This window comes from Bacillus cereus group sp. Bc010, from assembly GCF_027716745.1.
GTDB classification, from domain to species: Bacteria; Bacillota; Bacilli; order Bacillales; family Bacillaceae_G; genus Bacillus_A; species Bacillus_A pacificus.
This window is the reverse complement of the sequence record NZ_JAQFUY010000014.1, coordinates 1-20,730: the sequence shown is the minus strand read 5'-3', so window position 1 is coordinate 20,730 and position 20,730 is coordinate 1. Positions and strand designations below refer to the sequence as shown.

Genomic DNA, 20,730 nt, shown 5'->3' with positions numbered 1-20,730 from the left:
CGGTTTAACTCTCAGGAAAAATGATATACCTAGCAAAAACATAGTTTGGTCGATATAATGCAACTTCTACCTATTAAAAGAACATGCACCCTTTACATACAACATCATTTTTCTAAATTATACAGGGGGAACGAACATGACCATTGAAAATCAATTTATCCAAAAGGTTTACTATAAAACATTTTTAACAGAAGAAACTTCTACTCCAGTATCAGAAGTACTCGGTGAAGCATATATAAATGAATCTACAAATGAATTCTCCAACATTTCTAATATTCGCTTTGCTCAAGGTGAATTGTATTACCAAAATAAAGACTTTGAAGCAGCGATATTTAAATGGGAGAAAGTAAATAATGAGCTTGCACTTTGGGCAACCAAAAATATTGCAGATGCTTATTTTGAACTAGGATTCTTACCAAAAGCAGAAGAAATGTATCAATCTATCCAAACGGAAGATACAACTCTTACAATGGAAGTTTCCTTACAACTTCTTTCTCTTTATATCGAACAAGATCGTTTAGGTCTAGCATTTAAGACGATTAGTGAAGCTGTTGCATTTCAACCTGACTATCCAAATATTACTTCAATTGCTCGCTCGTTCTATGAAAAACAAGAAGATTGGAATAACGCCATCGAACTTGCCGTTCAAGAAGGAATTCGAACAAAATCATTACATTGGTTCGATACTTTAATTAATTATGTGAATCAAGGATTTACGAAACAAATCAAACCAGAATATTTCTATGAATCTTTAAAAGCTTTATATGCAATTGATCAAGTCCAATTTAAGGAACTTGTTATCGCTCTTTGGAACAGCTATCAAAATGAAAAATCACATCTACCTTGGATTCAAACAATCAATCATTTATTCTTACATATTGAGACAGACAACAATGACGATTGGCATGAAATTGTTGAACGCTATCAAGATACGTACTTTGAATTAATTACTGGTGAACATTTCATGCATGAAATGCAAGGACTTGTACCTGACTTATTAACAAATTGGTTTAGTTTAACGAGAGCAAAAGACGCCCTATTCGTCTCTGCTGCAGTGTTAGCGTGGAATGAAGTTTCACCTACAACTTTAGAGTCATTACTCGTAAAAAGTGCGGGAGCCCTACTCTCTAATTCAACAGCTGAAACAAATGTAAATATGGAAACTGTTTCTCATTTATTCGAAACAATTGCTGTATGGGCTGAAAAAAATGATGTAGATTTAAGTCATCAATTTACGTTACTCGTTCATGAACTATGTGATTTAAATGTTACAAAATTACTAATTGCGGGAACTAGTGACCATGATAAATTATCATTCGTCAATTCAATATTAGGAGAAAACATCTTAACTGAAACTATAACAACTCCTATTCTATTTAAAGATGATAGCCAAACTGAAATAACAGAATTCACTGCGTTAGATGTGCACAATATACCGAACTTTGATGAATTCCATCAAATAATGGCTACACCTGAACAATCAGAACTTGAGAACAAATGTATAGAAATTAAATTACCAAGTAGATTTTTGAGAAAGAATAAATTTGCATTTCTTGTTACACCATCTGTTCAAGGACAAGTGGATAAAAACAGCTCATATTTTGAATACTTACAAGCCGCAGATAGCCTTATTTACGTATTAAATTCTGCTTCATCGTTACATGGTGAAGAACTTGATACATTACTTTATTTACGTGAACAAGTACCAAACTTACAAATTCATTTCGTATTACACACAAATAGTGCGGATACGAATGAAAAACTAATAAGTAAGATGAAAGTCCATTTCCCAAATGCGCAGTTCTTCCCATACTCTCCTTCACAAGAGGGGAGCCAACAACTTGGGGACGTGACAGAGTCTATTCTTTCTAATCTAGCAGAACGCGATATAGAACAAGAACGTATCGAAAAACTAATATGGTTTACTCAAAAGACAATCGCATACCTTGTAAATGAACGTGTGGAATTAGAAAATACATTAGTCAAATCAGTACGCTGGAATAAACATATCTCAGTAAAACTAAACGGATTTATTAACAATCTTACTGCTCTTGAAAAAGATAAAATTCGTTCTATTACAGAATCTTATCTTTTAACGAAAGAAGAAATCACACGAGATATCCATTCTCAAATTCCTGAATTATTACAGAGCTGCTCTGACCTTGTTCAAGAAGATAGTGATTTCAAATTAGTTCATGAAGAATTAAATACTGCGATGAACGAACGAATTCAAAAACATGTACAGCAAGTGCTTCTCCCTAAATTTACTGGGTTTATTCAAGAGTGGATTGAAACAGCGCATAATGAATTTATTCAAGCTCAATCTTATTTAGATGAAATGAGTGAAACGTTTAATAAATTATATAAAGAAGAACGTATGAAACTTCCTTGCGATTTCAAATTACTAGATGATTGGCATCGAGATGTTGTACGTATGACAAATAGAATTACAGTATCGAACATCAATATTTTATTACGCTTTACACCGACACAATTTTTCTTAAAGAGTGCAGGAAAACTATTTGGTAACATGCAAAAAAATCAATCTATGCTTGCAAACAAATATAAACAATACATTGAAACGGAAGACTATACGGAAATTGCTCAAACAATCTCAAAACAATTCTTCCTTCAATTTGAAGTATTTGAAGGCGCATTAGAACGAGATATCATGATGTTCTTTAAAGATCCACTTAGCATATTGAAACAAAATGTAGAAGCCGCTCAACTTGAAATACAGGAAGACGAGCAAACATTAGCAACGTTAAGAAGCAATCCAGAAACTTATCACGATCCGTTAGCATTCTTTAAACTGCAACTATTGCAGCACAAATTCGTTTTAAGTACGAACAAAAACAATGAAGACGTCTATGAATTTAATGAGTCTCCTACGATTTAACATAAAGTGAAACTTTAATCAGTGTGGGTTCTTCATCCCCCACCTAACTTCCTTGCTTTCGCTGAATTTTGAGATGGGGGTCTTACTGCCCATTAAAGCGGGATAAAAAACCAAGCAAACTGAAATTTGCTTGGTTTTTTACTTTAATTCATTATTTTCATATGTTCGAACGGATAATAAATTGCCGCTAATTCTCCTAATACATCCGCTTTATCAATGAGTCCTAAACCATTTCTACTATCTCTGCTTATTAAGCGATTATCTCCCATAACAAAAATCTTATTTTTAGGAACTGTAATCGGTCCAAAGTCCTCCGTTAAATTCATAAGTTTTTTTTCAGCTTGTTTTTTATTACTATACAAATACGCTTCCTCTATCACTTCATGATTCACATATAATTGATCATTTCTCACCTCAATAACATCACCAGGCAAACCAATAACCCTTTTCACATAAAAATTATCTGTCTTTACAACAATAATATCTTCTCTCCCATAACTTTCAAATTGCTTTGCCAACTTATTCACAATCACCTTATCCCCATCTTGTAACGTCGGCTTCATAGAAGCCCCTTTTACAGTCGTAGGAAAAAATACGAAAATTTTCACCAAAAACACGAGCAAACAAGCAATTGCAATTGTTCCAAAGAATTCACGCAAACGTTTTTTCTTTTGCATCATTCCACCATCTCATCGTCTTTTTACTTTTATTATAAAGACTTCAACCGTGTATTTTCCACAAAATTCTGAATTATACAATTCTAATATTACAAAAATATAAATAATAATATTCAATAATGTATTATTTTGATATACTATATCTTGCATTTATCATTATATTTTTAGTTACTTAGGAGGACTTTTTCTATGAAAGTTATGCTTAAAAATGAAAATACCGGTCAAATTAAACAAGCAAAAATTGGTTTTAGTTGGACTGTATTTTTCTTTGGTTTCTTCCCTGCTATATTCCGTGGAGACTGGAAATGGTTTTTAATTATTTTAGTCGCTAGTATGTTTACATTCGGATTCTCTAACTTAGTCTTCTGCTTTATTTATAACAAGCTTTACATCAATGATTTATTATCCCAAGGTTATAAAGCAGCAGATGAATACAGCCTTTCTGCTCTACAACAAAAAAACATTGTAGCATAGTAACAAAAAAGATACTCTTCAAATAGTCTATCCACTATTCGAAGAGTACCTTTTTATATTCCCACATATACAATACACATTTGAGCCGCTACATATGTAAACCAAATCCAAAGTGGTTCATACTTTAATTTGCGTCCTCCAATATCTGTCACGCCAATAATAAAATCAGAAATGACAAATAGTAAGCCACCAAAAGCTGGTATCCACCATATTCCTGTATTCTCATAGTATAAGGCGAACGCAAAGCAAGCCATGCCTCCAACCCACAATCCGTAAATTAGCGCTCCTATCGTAAACAATTTATCCTGTTTCTCATTTCGAATAAAGAAGAACCATCCTATAATGAGAAAGAGTCCGTATACGAGTAAACCAATCCAAAAACCATTCCATGAAATGCCTGTTTGCAAAAATGCTTTTACATAAAAACAATGCGCAAGCGCGAAAGTAATCATCCCTCCAATTAGCCTGTGACCAATTGGAATTAAACCTGCCATAAATAAATCCCCTACAGTTGATAACGTCATACCTAGTGCAACCCACGTACTATAATCTACTGATGGATCTTGTAACCATATCCAAATTGCACTTGCTGTTAACGAAAAACTAAGAATAAGACGCACCGCTAAAGGTAACGGCATATTATTTCTTGTCTTTTTTGTCTGCCCTATTGCATAAATTGCACCAATTAAAAAAAGAATGATTTGTGCAATTAACACCATGTAAAGTAGATTCATAATATGTTCTCCTCAATAAATGCTTTTTGTATCTTTTTTCGTGACACCTGGTCTATTATCCTTTTTCTATACAAAAAAAGAAGAACAGTACTGTTCTTCCATTGTAATCGTCTTCCCTTTGCCTATGCTACTTGTTTTTCTTGTTCTATTTTTTGCTTAGCTGGTGTCCGATTCACCACAATAATTCCCGCAGCTACACACGCTAAACCGAATAGTACGAATGAGTGAATTGCTTCTCCTAAAATCATGCTCGATAATAGCACACCAAATACGGGTATGAAGAACATATACATTGATACTTTTCCAACCTTGTTGTACTTCATAATTGTATTCCAAATGCAAAATCCTGCTGCGGATAAGAAAGATAAATAGATAAGCATTAGTATTGCATGTATACTAAATGTAAATGGCATAACTCCAACTTGCAAAGCCCCTATACATAATAGTCCGATAGAACCAAAAATCATTTGGTAGGCTGTCATATAGCCAATATCTAATGTTTTACTACCTTCTTTCGCCAATATATTCCCATATGAATACAACATTGCTGCACTCAGAAGTAATAAGCTACCGATTCCGAAATGGAATGACAAACTACCATCACTCGGCACGTTTACTAAAATGACACCACAGAAGCCGATAGAAACTCCAATTACTTTTCTCACATTAAGAGCATCATCTTTATATAAAAAATGTGCGAGTAAAATTTGAAAGAATGATGATGTTCCTGAAATGATAGCTCCTTCAATACCAGAACTATAGCTCATTCCAATATAAAAACATATATATTGAAGAAATGTTTGAAATAAACCAATTTGTACTAACTGCTTCCCCGTTCCTTTTTTGAAGCTCATATCTTTTCCTAACGCTTTAAAGAAGAATAAAAGCATAACCCCAGATAAAAAGAAACGATAGCCAGCAAATAATATTTGCTCTCCAACTTCTTGTGGCTGAATTCCAAGTTCAGCATAACTTAATTTAATAAAAGGAAATGCGCTTCCCCATAAAAAAGTTGCTACTATTGCAGCAATAAATACGCCAATCGGATGGGTAAAAAATTTCTCTGTCTTCACTTGTTGTCTTCCTTTCCGACCTTTTTATGAACAGTATTCATATATACCAAAGGAATTGAGAAAACACAAGTTTTCAGTTTCTAAACAAACAAAAACATATCATCTAACGAAAACATATGCTATACTATAGAATAATTACAACATAATAACTATTAAAATCAGTTTCAACAGAAATGCTGCTATCCATTATGGATGGCAGCTTTCGTCGTTTTATAGGGGTTTCGATTTTGATTCTTTTTCTCAATAAGAATTTGGAAGGAGCGAGTAGTAATGAACTCAGAAGTAAAAACATTACAAGTACAAAAGTCTATTTCTCATCCCTCTTTATGGGATACATTAAAGAAACATTATGAACTTATATTTGCAATCGCATCTGGTATTTTCATTTTAGCTGGTTGGTTATTCACAAAGAACGATGTAATGAATGTAGGCATTACTTGCTATATCCTTGCTTATATAGTTGGTGGATATGCAAAAGCAAAAGAAGGTATTGAAGATACAATTGAGGAGAAAGAGCTAAATGTCGAAATGCTTATGCTCTTTGCTGCTATCGGTGCTGCAATCATTGGCTACTGGGCAGAAGGCGCGATTTTAATCTTTATCTTCGCACTAAGCGGTGCAATGGAATCTTATACATTGAGTAAAAGCCAAAAAGAAATTTCAGCACTTCTTGATCTACAACCTGAAGAAGCATTACGTATTTCAAATGGAACCGAGGAACGTGTTCCTGTTGGACGATTACAAATTAACGACATTATTCTAATTAAACCAGGTGAGCGCGTTCCTGCTGACGGTACAATTCATAGCGGTGAAACAAATATCGATGAGGCAGCGATTACTGGTGAACCCATTCCAAATGAAAAAAAATATGGTGATGAAGTATTTGCTGGTACTGTAAATTTACGCGGTGCTATCGAAGTTACAATTACGAAGCCGAGCGATCAAACATTATTCCAAAAGATTATCCGTCTCGTTCAAAGTGCACAAAGTGAAAAATCATCATCACAACTATTCATCGAAAAGTTTGAAGGAACATATGTAAAAGGTGTACTACTCGTTGTTGCGCTTATGATGTTCGTCCCTCATTTCTTGCTGGATTGGAGCTGGAATGAAACGTTTTATCGCGCTATGATTTTACTTGTAGTCGCATCTCCTTGTGCACTCGTTGCTGCCATTACACCAGCAACGTTATCTGCTATTTCTAACGGCGCAAGAAACGGAATTCTCTTTAAAGGTGGCATACATTTAGAACGTCTCGCTTCAGTAAAAGCTATTGCCTTTGATAAAACAGGAACATTAACAGAAGGAAAACCTACTGTAACAGATGTATATGTTCGAGAAAATATGACAGAAAAAGAAGTACTTTCTATTACAGCAGCAATTGAAAGTCACTCTACACATCCTTTAGCTGAATCTATTGTGAAATATGCCAAACATGCGTATGACATTACGTTAAAAAAACCAGAAAACGTTGAAGATGTAACTGGTTTTGGGCTAAAAGGAATATTCGAAAACAAAGCTTATAAAATAGGTAAAGCTGATTTTATCGGTGAAGAAACAAAGACATTTCATAATGGTATTTCTGCCTCACTTGAAAAAGAAGGTAAAACTGTGGTTTATATTAGTGATGAGGATGGCATCCTTGGACTTATCGCTTTAAAAGATACTCTTCGCCAAGAGACAATAGCTGCTATTCGCGAATTACAAAGCATCGGTGTCGAGGCCATTATGATTACTGGTGATAATGAAGAAACAGCAAAAGCTATTGCCTCTGAAAGTAATATAAAGGAATATTACGCATCATGCTTACCAGAAACAAAGGTTGAAACGATTAAAAAGCTAAAAGAAAAATACGGGACAGTAGCAATGGTTGGAGATGGTATAAATGATGCCCCTGCACTCGCTACTGCTAGCATTGGTGTAGCGATGGGAGAAGGAACAGACGTAGCTTTAGAAACGGCAGACGTTGTACTTATGAAGAACGAGTTATCTCGACTTTCACAAGCAATTCGTTTATCAAAACGAATGAACCGTATTGTAAAGCAAAACGTAATCTTTTCACTAGCTGTAATTGCAATGCTCATTTGTTCAAACTTCTTACAATTTTTAGCTCTTCCATTCGGTGTTATTGGGCATGAAGGAAGTACGATTCTTGTTATTTTGAATGGCTTACGATTATTAAAAGGCAGCAAATAAAACGGGTCCCTCATAGAGGACCCGTTTTTTCTAATGGTAGCTATTATGACCGTTCGCACTACCACTCGTTTTATGCTTTGGATGCGAACTGCTCTTTTGCTTATTGTTATTTTTATTGTTGTGATTCTTTTTATTATTACTCATGAAATATCCCCCCTGTTCCTTTTTATTATGGAACAAGAGCTCACTTTTCATTACGGGAATTATTGTCACCCGTCCTATAATGATGGAGTAAACCATTAATTTCGCCGCCAAGTAAAATTACCCATCCAGTTAAGTAAAACCATAACATTAAAATAATAATACCACCGAGACCACCATATGTATTGGCGTAATTCGCAAACTTATCTACATAATAAGCAAATGAGTACGATACCACAATCCATCCTACAGTAGCAAATGTTGCTCCTGAAATGACTTCTCTTCTTTTTAATTTTCGATCTGGTGCAAATGTATATAAAAAACTAAACAATGCAAATAACACGAAGAAACTCGCTACTAAACGCGTAATACTCCACACGTAAGAAAAGCTATCCGATAAACCAATTGCTTTAAATACAGCTGCCCCAATGACTTGTCCAAACACTGGAACAATTAGCGCAAACACAATCATAAAAATAATCGCTAACGTAAACACAATTGATAAAGCTCTCGTTTTAATAAAAGAACGTGTTTCCGTTACATCATACGCACGGTTAAAAGCATTCATCACCGCATTTACACCATTTGAAGCAAACCATAGCATTGATAATAAACCAAATGATAATAAACCACCATTTTGCTCATTTACAACTTTATCAACGTTTACTTCAATTAAAGACATTGCATCTTCGGGTACGTACGGTTCTAATAAGTTGAGCACACTTTCTGTTTGAAGGTCAATGAATCCAAGAAGCGTAATTAAGAAAACAAGCCCAGGAAAAATCGCAAGCAAGAAGAAATAAGCAAGCTGTGCTGCCAAGCCCGCTACATCATCGCGCATCGTTCGGTCATATAAATCTTTACCAAACGAATAAGTACGATTTCTTCTCACCTTTTCTAAAATTTTTCTCATATATGGTTAAACGCTTTTCTTCTCTTCTTTATCTTGCTTCAACTCAATGTACGCTTCAGTTTTTTTTTCCTCTACATTGGAGTCTTTCATAAATAGTTCACGCGCTTCTTTCATACCGCCATCTTCAGCAACTACCGGCTCTTCTTCTGCCTTCAGCTCATCTACCTTTGGAGAAACAGCTTGAATTTCAATCGTTTCTGGCTTCTCTGCTGGCTCAACCTTTTTCTTACTAAAAATTTCTTTCGTTTCTTTTAACGTCTCTACAACAGACGGCGTCAATTTTTTAATTTCTGCTACTTTTGCTTTCACTACATTTAAATCAGCAAGTTCGCGTCCTTTATCTGTAACAGTTTGCACTTTTTCTTTGATCTTTGCATTTTCACCAATTTCAATCATCTTTGTTTTTGCTTTTTCTGCAGTATTTTTTACTTTTTCACGGTTTTCTTTCTTCAACATAGATACAGCTACACCTGCAGCTACACCAATCGCAATGTTTCGAGCAATATTATTTTTCTTTGCCATATTCCTTCACCCTTTCATTTCTTATGTTAGAAAGTATTTCTTTCTAAGCTTCCTCATATTCCTTGTTCTTTTCGAATGAAAGCTAATAGCTTTGCACACCCTTCTGTTACAAGGTCATATACTTCTTGGAAATTCCCTGTATAGTAAGGGTCGGGAACGTCTGTCCAGCCACCGTCTGGAACAAAATCGGACAGCCTACCAATATAGCCTCCAGTTTTACCTAAACTTTTTAAATCTGCTATATTCTTGTTGTCCATGGCAATAATATAATCAAACTTTGTTAAGTCTTCTTTTTCTACTTGCCTTGCTTTAATTCCTTCAAAAGTGACTGCATTTTCTTTTAAAATTTTTTGTGTTCCTTTATGTGGCGGATGGCCAACATGCCAATCTCCAGTTCCTGCAGAATCAATGACAATTTTCTCTTCGAGTCCCTCTTTTACGACAAGATCTCGAAAAATCGCTTCTGCCATTGGAGAACGACAAATGTTCCCAAGACAAACAAACAATACTTGAACCATATTTTTGTTTCTTCCTTTCTTGGTGCATTTCTTTATATATACTTATAGTATAAACAACCAATTATTAAATATAAAGGAAATCCCTACTAATTTAATAGGATTGAAAAGATTCATTAACGAAAATGATAAAAAATGTTAAGATAACCTTATGTTATTTTAAAGGGGGACACTTCGGTGGATTTATCCGTAAAGTCAGAAGAAAATGTTGAATATATGGTCGAAGCTATTAAAGAAAAATTACGTATGGTTAATGCTGGAGCGATGAGAGCTGCTAGCTTTAATGAAGAAATGTACGAAGACTTACGTGACATTTATGAGCATGTTATGAAACGTGAAACATTCAGCATTAGTGAAATGCAAGCTATTACAGAAGAATTAGGTACATTAATTAAAAAGTAAAAAGCCTCGTTTATGAGGCTCTTTTTTATTTCCAACAAATTCATGACAACTCTTCTCTTTCCCTCAAGCAACTGTAAAATATTGTACAATAGAAGTAGAACCTCACCTTAGATTTTTTCTCCATACATACTACTCACAAATAATAGCAACACTACCATTGCTAACTGTTTTTACTGGAGGTGCTTACTTATGAGCAATTGGTACAGTAAGACGAAAGATCAAACATTAATCGACTTAGAAACAAATGAACAACACGGTTTAACAGAAGAAATTGCAAGTGAACGTTTAAAGCAATACGGTTCTAATGAATTAGCTACAAAACAAAAACGCACTTTATGGCAACGTATTTTCGCCCAAATTAATGACGTCCTCGTATATGTCCTTATTATTGCTGCTCTTATTTCAGCCTTTGTAGGTGAATGGGCTGATGCAAGTATTATTGCGCTCGTTGTAGTTTTAAATGCTGTTATCGGTGTCGTCCAAGAATCGAAAGCAGAACAAGCTTTAGAGGCATTGAAAAAGATGGCGACACCTAAAGCTATCGTCAAGCGAGATGGTGAACTAAAAGAAATTCCATCTGAGCACGTCGTTCCAGGTGATATCGTTATGCTCGACGCCGGACGATATATCCCATGCGATTTACGCCTTATCGAAACCGCAAATTTAAAAGTTGAAGAATCTGCTCTAACTGGTGAATCTGTCCCTGTTGATAAAGATGCAATCTACCACCCTTCCATGCAAAGTGATGAACAAGTACCACTCGGTGATCAAAAAAACATGGCCTTCATGTCTACCCTTGTAACATACGGAAGAGGCGTCGGTGTTGCTGTTGAAACTGGAATGAACTCACAAATTGGTAAGATTGCTACCCTGTTGCATGAAGCAGACGATGATATGACACCACTTCAAAAAAGCTTAGCACAAGTCGGAAAGTATTTAGGCTTTGTTGCTGTAGCGATTTGTATCGTTATGTTTCTCATCGGCTTTTTACAAGGACGAGATACACTAGAAATGTTTATGACTGCTATTAGTTTAGCCGTTGCAGCTATTCCAGAAGGTTTGCCAGCTATCGTTTCCATCGTTCTTGCAATTGGTGTGCAGCGTATGATTAAACAAAATGTTATCATTCGGAAACTACCAGCTGTCGAAGCTCTCGGTTCTGTCACAATTATTTGTTCAGATAAAACAGGTACGTTAACACAAAATAAAATGACCGTTACTCACTTTTATAGTGATAACACATACGATCAATTAGAAAATTTAAATGTAAATAATAATGTGCAACGTCTATTGTTAGAAAATATGGTGCTATGTAACGATGCGTCTTACAACAATGAATCACAAACGGGAGACCCGACTGAAATTGCTCTTCTCGTTGCCGGAAGCACTTTTAATATGCAAAAAGATTATTTAGAAAAAATACATGAACGCGTTAACGAGATGCCTTTCGATTCAGATCGTAAAATGATGTCAACCGTGCATACATACGATGACAGCTATTATAGCATGACGAAAGGTGCTATCGATAAGCTCTTACCTCGATGTACCCACATATTGAAAAACGGTAAAATCGAAGTTCTAACAGAGGCTGATAAAAATCAAATATTAGAAGCTGCCGGGGCAATGTCCCGAGAAGCTTTAAGAGTACTTTCATTCGCATTTAAACAATACAATTCAAGCAATGTGGATATAGATCATCTCGAAGAAAACCTCATCTTTATTGGTCTTGTCGGTATGATTGATCCACCGCGAACTGAAGTAAAAGATTCCATTACAGAATGTAAAAAAGCCGGTATTCGCACAGTTATGATTACTGGTGACCATAAAGATACCGCCTTCGCCATTGCCAAAGAACTTGGTATTGCTGAAGACATATGTGAAATTATGATTGGAACTGAATTAGATAACATTTCAGATACAGAACTAGCAAGCAAAATTGATCACTTACATGTATTCGCTAGAGTCTCTCCAGAACATAAAGTAAAGATCGTAAAAGCATTACGTGCAAAAGGCAATATCGTTTCTATGACTGGTGATGGCGTCAATGACGCTCCATCTTTAAAACAAGCAGATGTTGGCGTAGCGATGGGCATTACAGGAACAGACGTTGCAAAAGGGGCAGCGGATGTCGTATTAACAGATGATAATTTCTCATCTATCGTGAAAGCTGTTGAGGAAGGTAGAAACATTTATCGTAACATAAAAAAATCAATTCTCTTCCTACTCTCTTGTAACTTCGGAGAAATTATCACTTTATTTTTAGCCATTTTACTCGGCTGGGCAACACCACTACGACCTATTCACATTTTGTGGGTAAATTTAATTACAGATACGCTGCCTGCATTATCACTTGGGGTTGATCCTGAAGATCCTGATGTGATGAAGGAAAAACCACGACATGCGAAAGAAAGCTTATTTAGCGGTAGCGTTCCTTTCCTTATTTTCAATGGGGTTGTCATTGGACTTTTAACGCTAATAGCCTTTATCGCCGGAGCAAAGTTCTATACTGGAGATACAAATTTATTCCCTCTTTTCCCAGAGCGAATTGATGAGGATGCTCTATTACACGCTCAAACGATGGCATTTGTCGTTCTTAGTTTTTCTCAGCTCGTTCATTCATTTAACTTGCGTTCAAGAACGAAATCAATTTTTTCAATTGGGATTTTTACAAATAAATATTTAGTCTTCTCCCTTCTTATCGGTGTTCTTATGCAAGTTTGTATCATCTCCATTCCGCCCCTTGCAAATATATTCGGTGTGCATGCATTAACGCTGCGAGATTGGGGATTTGTTCTCTTATTAAGTATCATTCCGCTCGTTGTGAATGAAATCATTAAATTAGCGAAGAAAAACTAAAAGGCAATGAGGAATAGTCCTCATTGCCTTTTCATTTACCCTTGTAATTCTTTTTTAATGTTCTCCGTTAATGTAGCCATACGTTTGCGACTTTCTTCACGCTCACGTTTGTTTTGCTCTTCAATTTGTTGTGTTTCTTGCATACCTCTTGAAATAATGTTCCAAGTTTCCTCGAGTATTTCCATCTTAATACTAGAAGAACCGGATAATCTCGCTACTTCCACACTTTGCGTTGCGATATTTTGTGCATTTTTCTTAAGTAATTCATTTGTACGGCGATCCAGTTCAGCCATGGAATCTGCAACAAGCTTTTGACGCTTCGCATTTACCGCTTGAATGATACCATTTTTAAAGATAGGAATCGTCGTAATAAATGCTGTATTGATTTTACCAATTAATTTATTATTACCACGTTGAATCATTCGAATTTGTGGTGCTGTCAGTAACGCAACCATACGCGCTTTTTCTAAATCATCAATACGTTGTTCTAAAATTTCAACAGAGTTTTTAAGCGACTCTAATTCAATACCTGCTAATTGATCATTATTACGTACACGCTCTTCATACATCGGAACTAACTCTGTATTTAAACGCTCTAATAACATTTCTCCTGCTACTACGTATTTTTCTAAGTCTAAATAATATTTTAAGTTTTGCTCATATAAACCATCTAACGTACCAATTGATTTTTTCATTTCATCTTGATACTTCGTAATTTCCACATACACTTTATCAATTTCACGGCCCATCGTTTGATACTTGCTAAAGATTTGTTCAATCATTTTATCCGCTTTTTTGAACATACGTGAGAAGAAACCACTTTTCTCTTCCGCAAAGTCTTTGCTATCGAATCGGTCCATAATTTTACCAAGCTGTTTTAATAATTCACCAGAATCTTCTATCTTTGATAATGACATCGTATGTAAAATTTGATCAGCAAAACGTGAAATTTCCATAGAAGGTTCTTTTCCAAGTTCAATTAATTCTAATTGATCTTTAATATCTACCGCATTATAAATACGTTGTACATCCGCATCTTGTCTAAGTTGCAAGCGAACATCTTGTGCTGTTTGCTCATTTAATTCTGTTTTCGAATCTAGTACGACTGGGTTATTCATATGGTATTCTCCCTTTCCTTATAAAAATGGACGAAATAGTCCTTTTATTGTTTGTGATAAATTTTTATAGGCTGATGAACCATGAAACTCAAGATCGAAATTAACTTCTTCAAGCCAATGTGAATCAAATGCCCCAGCTTCAATATACGGTTCAATATCGTTTCTTCCCGTTGGATTGAAATGGAATACATCTACTCCAATTTGATTTAAAAATAGTAATAAAACAGCATCAGAACGAGTTAACTCTCCACTCTTCTCATTATTAAATATAACAATTTTCGGTACATCTTGTGAATAATCAAATTTCTCAAGCTGTTCTAAAATATTCGGTGGTATTTGAGAAAGTTGCGCGAAAACATATAGCGCTACATCTTGTTTCGTCTCTTTTGCAATTGGTTTACACATTTCACTTTCACACGTATGGATAATCGCTTCTGCAATACCATGTTGTAATCCTTCTGGCAATCGTTTATGCGGCCACCAATGACTGTTCATAATTAAATCTGGATGCAATTTCCCTCCGCGGTCTAATGCATCTCGATAATGGTATTCGAAATTTGCTTTTTGTTCTTTCGTAAACGGAAATGTATTAATTAATAAACTGTTATCAAATGATGTAACAGCCTTTAATCGCTGAAAATACTCTTTATCATTCTTTGAAACACCTGATATTTTCGCAAATAGGGATGGAATATAAATGTGTTTATTTTCAACAAAGAATGTCGGGCGTACAAACGCCTTTTCTTTCGTAATTAAAAATAGTTCATCGTATGTTGTTTTTAATGTACGTGCTACAGGTGTATAGGAACGGAATTGCCACGGCTTGTATAATAGTGAATTATCGTGGTGAAGTACTTGTTCAATTTCTTTTGAAGCTTGATATGCCACTGTTGCAACACGCTCGCGGCGGCGATCTGGAAATGGCTCAAGAGAAATACGACTTGGATGAGACACAATAAAACTTCTTCCTTCCTCATCAACATTCTCAAATCCATCTTTTCCTTCTGGGTGATAATAAAGTACATCGCAGCCGAGCATAATAAGAAAGTATAAGAAATATATACGGCTTTCCTGTGCATCACCGTACCAAACAATACGCGGCATTTGTTTCTTATAGTTAATCGTAGAGAACCACTTCGCTACGTAATTTTCGCTTAATTTAATCATGTCGATTAAGAAACGACGGAAGCCTTCTGTCTTTAGAGATTGATTATGTTGTTTCTCATATAATTTCAATACAGAAATAAATGTTGTATGTATATAATGCTGTAAATCCGGATTGTCTACTTTCGGTAAAAGTTGTTTCCCAGATAAGTGTGCCACTAGCCTATTTACTGTTAGACCATTTGGTGCTTCTTGATGTAATCCGAACACTTCTTGAATGTGACGAAGCTTTTCTGAATCAATCACTTTATTTAAATTTTGTTCATGTAAAACTTCAATTCCTTTCGCTTCACTATAATCAAACAGTTCATTAAAATATTCATCTACATCGTTCGGAACGCCAAGGATTCGACATGCTATATAACTAAATTTCATCTCATTCTCTGTCAGCTCATATTGTGGACGTTTTTCTAAAAGCGTTTCAAATTGCTTTACATCTGATTCATCTTTTAATGCATATGGTTGAAGTGTAAAACGTGAAAACACAACAGTTCACCTCCAAAAACATTTACTTTTTCTAAGTCTTTCTTCTATTATAAACTATTTTTGGTTATAAAAAATGGGCGCTCGCAAAACGAGCAAACCCATTTCAATTATTTATTGTCTTCTTTAGTAGCAGCAACTTCTTCTTTAGCTTGTCCAGAATTCTTCACGTAGTGAAGTACAAATGTTGCTCCAAATGCTACAACTAAAATAACGAAGAACAATGTATGGCTTATTTCAATATGAATAACAGACAATAGCATTTTTGTTGCAATAATTAAGATTAAAATATATGCTGTCGTTTCAAGTTCTGGGATACGCTCTAACAACTTTAAGAATACACCAGCGATACCACGCATCATTAAAATACCGAGCATTCCGCCTAACAATAGAATCCAAACTTCATTTGATACACCAAATGCAGCAAGTACACTATCTACAGAGAACGCGATATCCATTAATTCGACCATCGCAACCGTTCCCCAGAAGACACCAAACATTCTGAAGAGAATACTGTTTTGGTTCATACCATGAGCTTCCTCTTCTTCTGCATTACCTTTTCTTTTATCAATAAAGTATTTAATTGAAAGCCAAGCTAAGTAAAGTGCACCTAACACTTTTACCCATGCTAATTTAATTAAGAACATTCCAATTCCAATCGCAATAAAGCGGAATAAATACGCTCCAATAAGTCCATAGAATAAAGCCTTTTTACGCTTCTCTTCTGGAAGGTGTTTTACCATTACCGCTAATACAAGTGCATTATCAGCAGATAACAATCCTTCAAGTACAACAAGTGTACCTATTAATCCCCACGATACTGGATCTTGCAACACTTTAATCCACATGTCCAAGTCGAAAAACTGAGCATACGTATCAAGGATTCCTTGCAAAATACTCATCTTACCTTTATCCCCTATTCTTTGCTAGATTTATAGAAAGGTCAAAAAAAGGAAACGAATATCGTTTCCTTTCTATGCATCCAAGCCATACGCTCTTACAAGCGCACCTAAACCACCTTGGAATCCACTTCCTACTGCATTAAACTTCCACTGTCCATTATGACGATATAATTCACAAAAGACAACTGCTGTTTCGATAGAGAAATCTTCCCCTAAATCGAAGCGAAGAACTTCTTCATTCGTTTCTTCGTTTGCTAAACGAACGAAAGCATTTCCTACTTGTCCAAAGTTTTGACTACGACCTTCCGCATCATAAATCGTAACTGTAATAGCAATTTTGTGCACATCTGCTGGAACTTTCTTCAAATCTATAACAAGTTGCTCATCGTCGCCTTCACCTTCACCCGTTCGGTTATCACCTGTATGTAAAACTGATCCACAAGGAGACTGTAAATTATTATAGAAAATAAAATCAGTTTCCTTCGTACATTTTCCGTTCATATCTAATAAAAAGGCAGATGCATCTAAATCGAAATCAGCTCCACCATCATAAGACTTAATATCCCACCCAAGACCAATTACTGCTTTTGTTAAGCCAGGGCTTGTTTTACCTAAATCGATTTTCTGTCCTTTTTGTAACTGAATAGCCATTTATATTCACCTCTATATTTTTATCTAAAAAAATATATCCATCAGTAAACATGCATTTCATCGATGGATATATTAATCTATTACTCTACATCTAAACCAAAGTTATTGCATAGAGACGCTAATCCACCTTGGAATCCACTTCCGATTGCATTGAACTTCCAATCACCTGCATGGCGGTATAATTCGCCTACTACAACAGCTGTTTCAATGGAGAAATCTTCTCCTAAATCGTAACGAATTAACTCTGCATTCTTTTCTTCATCTACAATACGTACGAATGAGTTAGAAACTTGACCAAAGTTTTGGCTACGGCCTTCTCCATCGTAAATTGTGATTGTGAAACAAATACGTTCGATATGTGCAGGTACATTTTTCAAATCTACTTTAATCGCTTCGTCATCGCCTTCGCCTTCACCCGTTCTGTTATCTCCTAAATGCTCTACAGCACCATTCGCGCCTTTTGGGTTATTATAGAAAACGAAATCCTCTGCGCCTGAAACTTTACCGTTCGCACCTACTAAAAAGATACTAACATCTAAATCAAAATCAGCTTGTCCATCATAACGGTTCGTATCCCAGCCAAGCCCTACAAGTACTTTTGATAAACCTGGATTTGTTTTTGTTAAATCTACCTTTTGTCCCTTTTTTAAAGAAATAGATGCCATTTTAAATTCCTCCTTAGTTTATCCTATTGATAACGTGATACAATCTCACTTAAGTTTTTATCTTGTGTGCCTTCTCCAACTGCTGAAAACTTCCACTCATTTTCGTATCGATACATTTCTCCTGCAATTAAAGTTGTTTTACTAGCATAGTTTTCTGATAAATTATAACGTGCTAATTCCTCACCTGTATGAGGATTTTGAATACGAATGTAAGCATTACGAATCATACCAAAGTCTTGACGTCTGTTTACACAATCATAAATATTTACAACGAATACTAAACGGTTAATACGACTTGGGACTTTATGCAATTCTACAAAGATTGTTTCATCGTCACCTTCGCCTTCACCTGTTAAATTATCTCCTGAATGAATAATACTACCACAAGTAGAAAGTTTGTTTCCGAAGTATACTAAATCGTTTTTATTAACAAAACGATCTCCTTCTAACATAACAACAGATGCATCACAATCTACATTTGGTTTACTTCCAAATAATGAAGACAGAAACCCACCTGATTGCCCAATTGGATCCCAGCCTAAGCCAACCTGTAGTTTTGCTACTTTTGGTTGTCCTTTCGTTAAATCGATCTTTTGACCTTTTTCTAAAATAATAGGCATGCAGTTTCTTCCTTTCTACAAAGCATTTTCCAAGACGGAAAATATTGTATTCTTCCCTTATATTGTAGCATTATTTACCTAGTGATAAAAAGGATAAATTCTCAGTTATATGAAAACATTCATATAATTTACTTATGATGATGTAAGAAGTGGTAAATAGCACCAACCATTCCTGCACAATTACCGTTTTGCGCAAGTTCAATCTCACAATTACTATAAATCTCTTTATTTAAGTATTTACTGACCGCTTCTTTTACTTCTTTTAAAAACTCATTTCCCCTATCAGTAATTCCTCCACCTATAACAATCACTTCTGGATTAAAAATATAAGCAAGGTTACTAATTCCAATCGCTAAATGTTTAAAGAAAACCTCAACTGCTTGGGTAACTTCCCTATCACCTTTATCATACAGTTCGAAAATCTTTTTTCCATTCCAATCACTTTCATCTTTATATTTTCGCACAAGACGAATTAACCCTGAAATGGAAGCGATCTCTTCAAACGGCTTTCCTTCTATTAACATATTTCCCCATTCGCCAGCACTAAACAAATGCCCTCTATATAACTCTCCATCTATAAAAATTGCTCCTCCAATACCAGTTCCAAGGGTGAGCATAATAAAGTTTTCTTTCTCTCTTGCACTACCATTCCACTTTTCTCCGAACGCTGCACAATTCACATCATTATCAATGGATACAGGAACTTTTAATACCTCTTGCAATCTATTCATAATAGGAATCATACTATAGCCCGGAATATGATCCGCACCTCCCGTCACAATCCCTTTATTAACGTCAACAATTCCCGCAGTACTAATGCCAATTCCCGAAATCGTATGTTTACCCATTAAATTTTTTGATAAAAGAATGAGTTTTTGAATGATTTGTTCCCCGCCCAAGTGAATTTCCGTTGGAACTGTTTTATGCTTTAGTACTGTTCCTGTTTCTGAAACAATTCCATATTTAATTTGTGTACCACCAATATCAAATGCAATATACTCTTTCATCTGCTGTCACTTCCTCTACTGTAATGGGTGTGAAATTCCCACCACTCTACTATTATAAAGAATTTACACTCACTCTTTTCTCTCTTTAGAAATATACCACCTTTTTCTATATATAGTTTTTTTTGCATAAAACTCTTTTTCCTATGAAATATTACAAAGAGATGTATTTTAGATGGAATATTAATGTTTCAGGAGGAAATCAATGACGAAAATTTTCATTTTAGCATCAACTCTTTCTTTATCTTTTTTTAGTGGTTTAAATATCGGTAATGCAGCAACAGAAAACTTCTCTCCAGTAACAAATGCGATTGTACAAAATAACGATCATTTCGCAGAAGGTAACTCAAAAGATAATAATAAGCCACCAGGAAACGGTGGTTCTCAGGACGATAGTGGTTCTGGTGACAATGGCTCTGGTGGCAACGGCTCTGGCGGCAATGGCTCTAGCGGCAACGGTTCTGATGGCAGTGGTTCTGGCGGTAACGGTTCTGGCGGCAACGGCTCTGGCGGCAACGGCTCTGGTGGCAACGGCTCTGGCGGCAACGGCTCTGGTGGCAACGACTCTGGCGGCAACGACTCTGGCGGCAACGGCTCTGGCGGCAACGGCTCTGGCGGCAATGGCTCTAGCGGCAACGGCTCTGGCGGCAACGGCTCTGGCGGCAACGGCTCTGGCGGCAACGGCTCTGGCGGCAACGGCTCTGGCGGCAACGGCTCTGGC

The 20,730-nt window shown here is 35.7% G+C and carries 18 protein-coding genes and 1 pseudogene; 6 read left to right on the top strand and 13 right to left on the bottom strand.

The genetic code is table 11. The features are described 5' to 3' along the window. Positions 1–136 precede the first annotated feature (136 nt). Entirely contained in the window at positions 137–2,899 is a 2,763-nt protein-coding gene (locus tag PDQ68_RS16215) for a tetratricopeptide repeat protein (RefSeq protein ID WP_016716372.1), read from the top strand. A gap of 143 nt (positions 2,900–3,042) precedes the next feature. On the opposite strand, the gene lepB is transcribed toward PDQ68_RS16215, so the two are convergent. Beyond that, positions 3,043–3,579 carry a signal peptidase I gene (gene lepB, locus PDQ68_RS16210; protein ID WP_011039965.1) on the bottom strand — a complete coding sequence of 179 codons (537 nt, stop codon included), beginning with the start codon at positions 3,577–3,579 and terminating at the stop codon, positions 3,043–3,045. Between the two features lie 186 nt (positions 3,580–3,765). Between lepB and PDQ68_RS16205 the strand changes: the two genes are divergently transcribed. Then, entirely contained in the window at positions 3,766–4,050 is a 285-nt protein-coding gene (locus PDQ68_RS16205; RefSeq protein WP_000867043.1) for a hypothetical protein, read from the top strand. Between the two features lie 53 nt (positions 4,051–4,103). Here PDQ68_RS16205 and PDQ68_RS16200 read toward each other — a convergent pair whose 3' ends face one another. Together PDQ68_RS16200 and PDQ68_RS16195 are read right to left on the bottom strand one after the other, a co-directional pair. After that, entirely contained in the window at positions 4,104–4,784 is a 681-nt protein-coding gene (locus tag PDQ68_RS16200) for a lysoplasmalogenase (protein WP_016716371.1), read from the bottom strand. 122 nt (positions 4,785–4,906) lie between these two features. Continuing rightward, positions 4,907–5,857: a DMT family transporter gene (locus PDQ68_RS16195; protein ID WP_016716370.1), complete on the bottom strand. Its 951-nt coding sequence runs from the start codon at positions 5,855–5,857 to the stop codon at positions 4,907–4,909. A gap of 270 nt (positions 5,858–6,127) precedes the next feature. Between PDQ68_RS16195 and PDQ68_RS16190 the strand changes: the two genes are divergently transcribed. Further along, positions 6,128–8,053, top strand: a complete 1,926-nt coding sequence (locus PDQ68_RS16190; protein ID WP_061183042.1) for a heavy metal translocating P-type ATPase — start codon at positions 6,128–6,130, stop codon at positions 8,051–8,053. Between the two features lie 184 nt (positions 8,054–8,237). On the opposite strand, the gene PDQ68_RS16185 is transcribed toward PDQ68_RS16190, so the two are convergent. Genes PDQ68_RS16185 through PDQ68_RS16175 form a run of 3 tightly spaced genes read right to left on the bottom strand, consistent with a single transcriptional unit; the run spans position 8,238 to position 10,147 of the window. Further along, on the bottom strand, positions 8,238–9,107 hold the full coding sequence (locus PDQ68_RS16185) for a YihY/virulence factor BrkB family protein (RefSeq protein WP_001226530.1): 870 nt from the start codon (positions 9,105–9,107) through the stop codon (positions 8,238–8,240). A gap of 6 nt (positions 9,108–9,113) precedes the next feature. Next, positions 9,114–9,629 carry a DUF4075 domain-containing protein gene (locus tag PDQ68_RS16180; protein ID WP_001085393.1) on the bottom strand — a complete coding sequence of 172 codons (516 nt, stop codon included), beginning with the start codon at positions 9,627–9,629 and terminating at the stop codon, positions 9,114–9,116. 53 nt (positions 9,630–9,682) lie between these two features. After that, positions 9,683–10,147, bottom strand: a complete 465-nt coding sequence (locus PDQ68_RS16175) for a low molecular weight protein-tyrosine-phosphatase (protein WP_000250909.1) — start codon at positions 10,145–10,147, stop codon at positions 9,683–9,685. Positions 10,148–10,321: 174 nt separating this feature from the next. Between PDQ68_RS16175 and PDQ68_RS16170 the strand changes: the two genes are divergently transcribed. Both PDQ68_RS16170 and PDQ68_RS16165 read left to right on the top strand, forming a co-directional pair. Further along, complete coding sequence (locus PDQ68_RS16170) at positions 10,322–10,546, top strand: DUF1128 domain-containing protein (RefSeq protein ID WP_000366197.1); 225 nt, start codon at positions 10,322–10,324, stop codon at positions 10,544–10,546. A gap of 189 nt (positions 10,547–10,735) precedes the next feature. After that, positions 10,736–13,402, top strand: coding sequence for a cation-translocating P-type ATPase (locus PDQ68_RS16165; RefSeq protein WP_016716367.1), 2,667 nt, complete (start codon positions 10,736–10,738; stop codon positions 13,400–13,402). A 35-nt stretch (positions 13,403–13,437) separates the two neighbouring features. Here PDQ68_RS16165 and PDQ68_RS16160 read toward each other — a convergent pair whose 3' ends face one another. The 7 genes from PDQ68_RS16160 to PDQ68_RS16130 form a co-directional block, all read right to left on the bottom strand. Beyond that, positions 13,438–14,520, bottom strand: a complete 1,083-nt coding sequence (locus PDQ68_RS16160; protein ID WP_061183041.1) for a toxic anion resistance protein — start codon at positions 14,518–14,520, stop codon at positions 13,438–13,440. A gap of 18 nt (positions 14,521–14,538) precedes the next feature. Continuing rightward, positions 14,539–16,170 carry a YceG family protein gene (locus PDQ68_RS16155; protein ID WP_061183040.1) on the bottom strand — a complete coding sequence of 544 codons (1,632 nt, stop codon included), beginning with the start codon at positions 16,168–16,170 and terminating at the stop codon, positions 14,539–14,541. A gap of 107 nt (positions 16,171–16,277) precedes the next feature. Continuing rightward, the gene (locus tag PDQ68_RS16150; protein WP_000025691.1) at positions 16,278–17,069 is read right to left on the bottom strand and encodes a TerC family protein; all 792 of its coding nucleotides are present in this window, start codon (positions 17,067–17,069) and stop codon (positions 16,278–16,280) included. A gap of 72 nt (positions 17,070–17,141) precedes the next feature. Next, a complete protein-coding gene (locus tag PDQ68_RS16145) occupies positions 17,142–17,720 on the bottom strand; it encodes a TerD family protein (protein ID WP_061183039.1) in 579 nt (192 codons plus the stop codon). 80 nt (positions 17,721–17,800) lie between these two features. After that, a complete protein-coding gene (locus PDQ68_RS16140) occupies positions 17,801–18,385 on the bottom strand; it encodes a TerD family protein (RefSeq protein ID WP_000146721.1) in 585 nt (194 codons plus the stop codon). Positions 18,386–18,408: 23 nt separating this feature from the next. Continuing rightward, positions 18,409–19,005: a TerD family protein gene (locus PDQ68_RS16135; RefSeq protein WP_001121593.1), complete on the bottom strand. Its 597-nt coding sequence runs from the start codon at positions 19,003–19,005 to the stop codon at positions 18,409–18,411. Between the two features lie 128 nt (positions 19,006–19,133). Next, entirely contained in the window at positions 19,134–20,012 is an 879-nt protein-coding gene (locus tag PDQ68_RS16130; protein ID WP_061183038.1) for an ROK family protein, read from the bottom strand. A 202-nt stretch (positions 20,013–20,214) separates the two neighbouring features. On the opposite strand from PDQ68_RS16130, the pseudogene PDQ68_RS16125 reads away from it, so the two are divergent. Then, positions 20,215–20,730: pseudogene (locus PDQ68_RS16125) on the top strand (cell wall anchor protein); the annotation flags it as partial.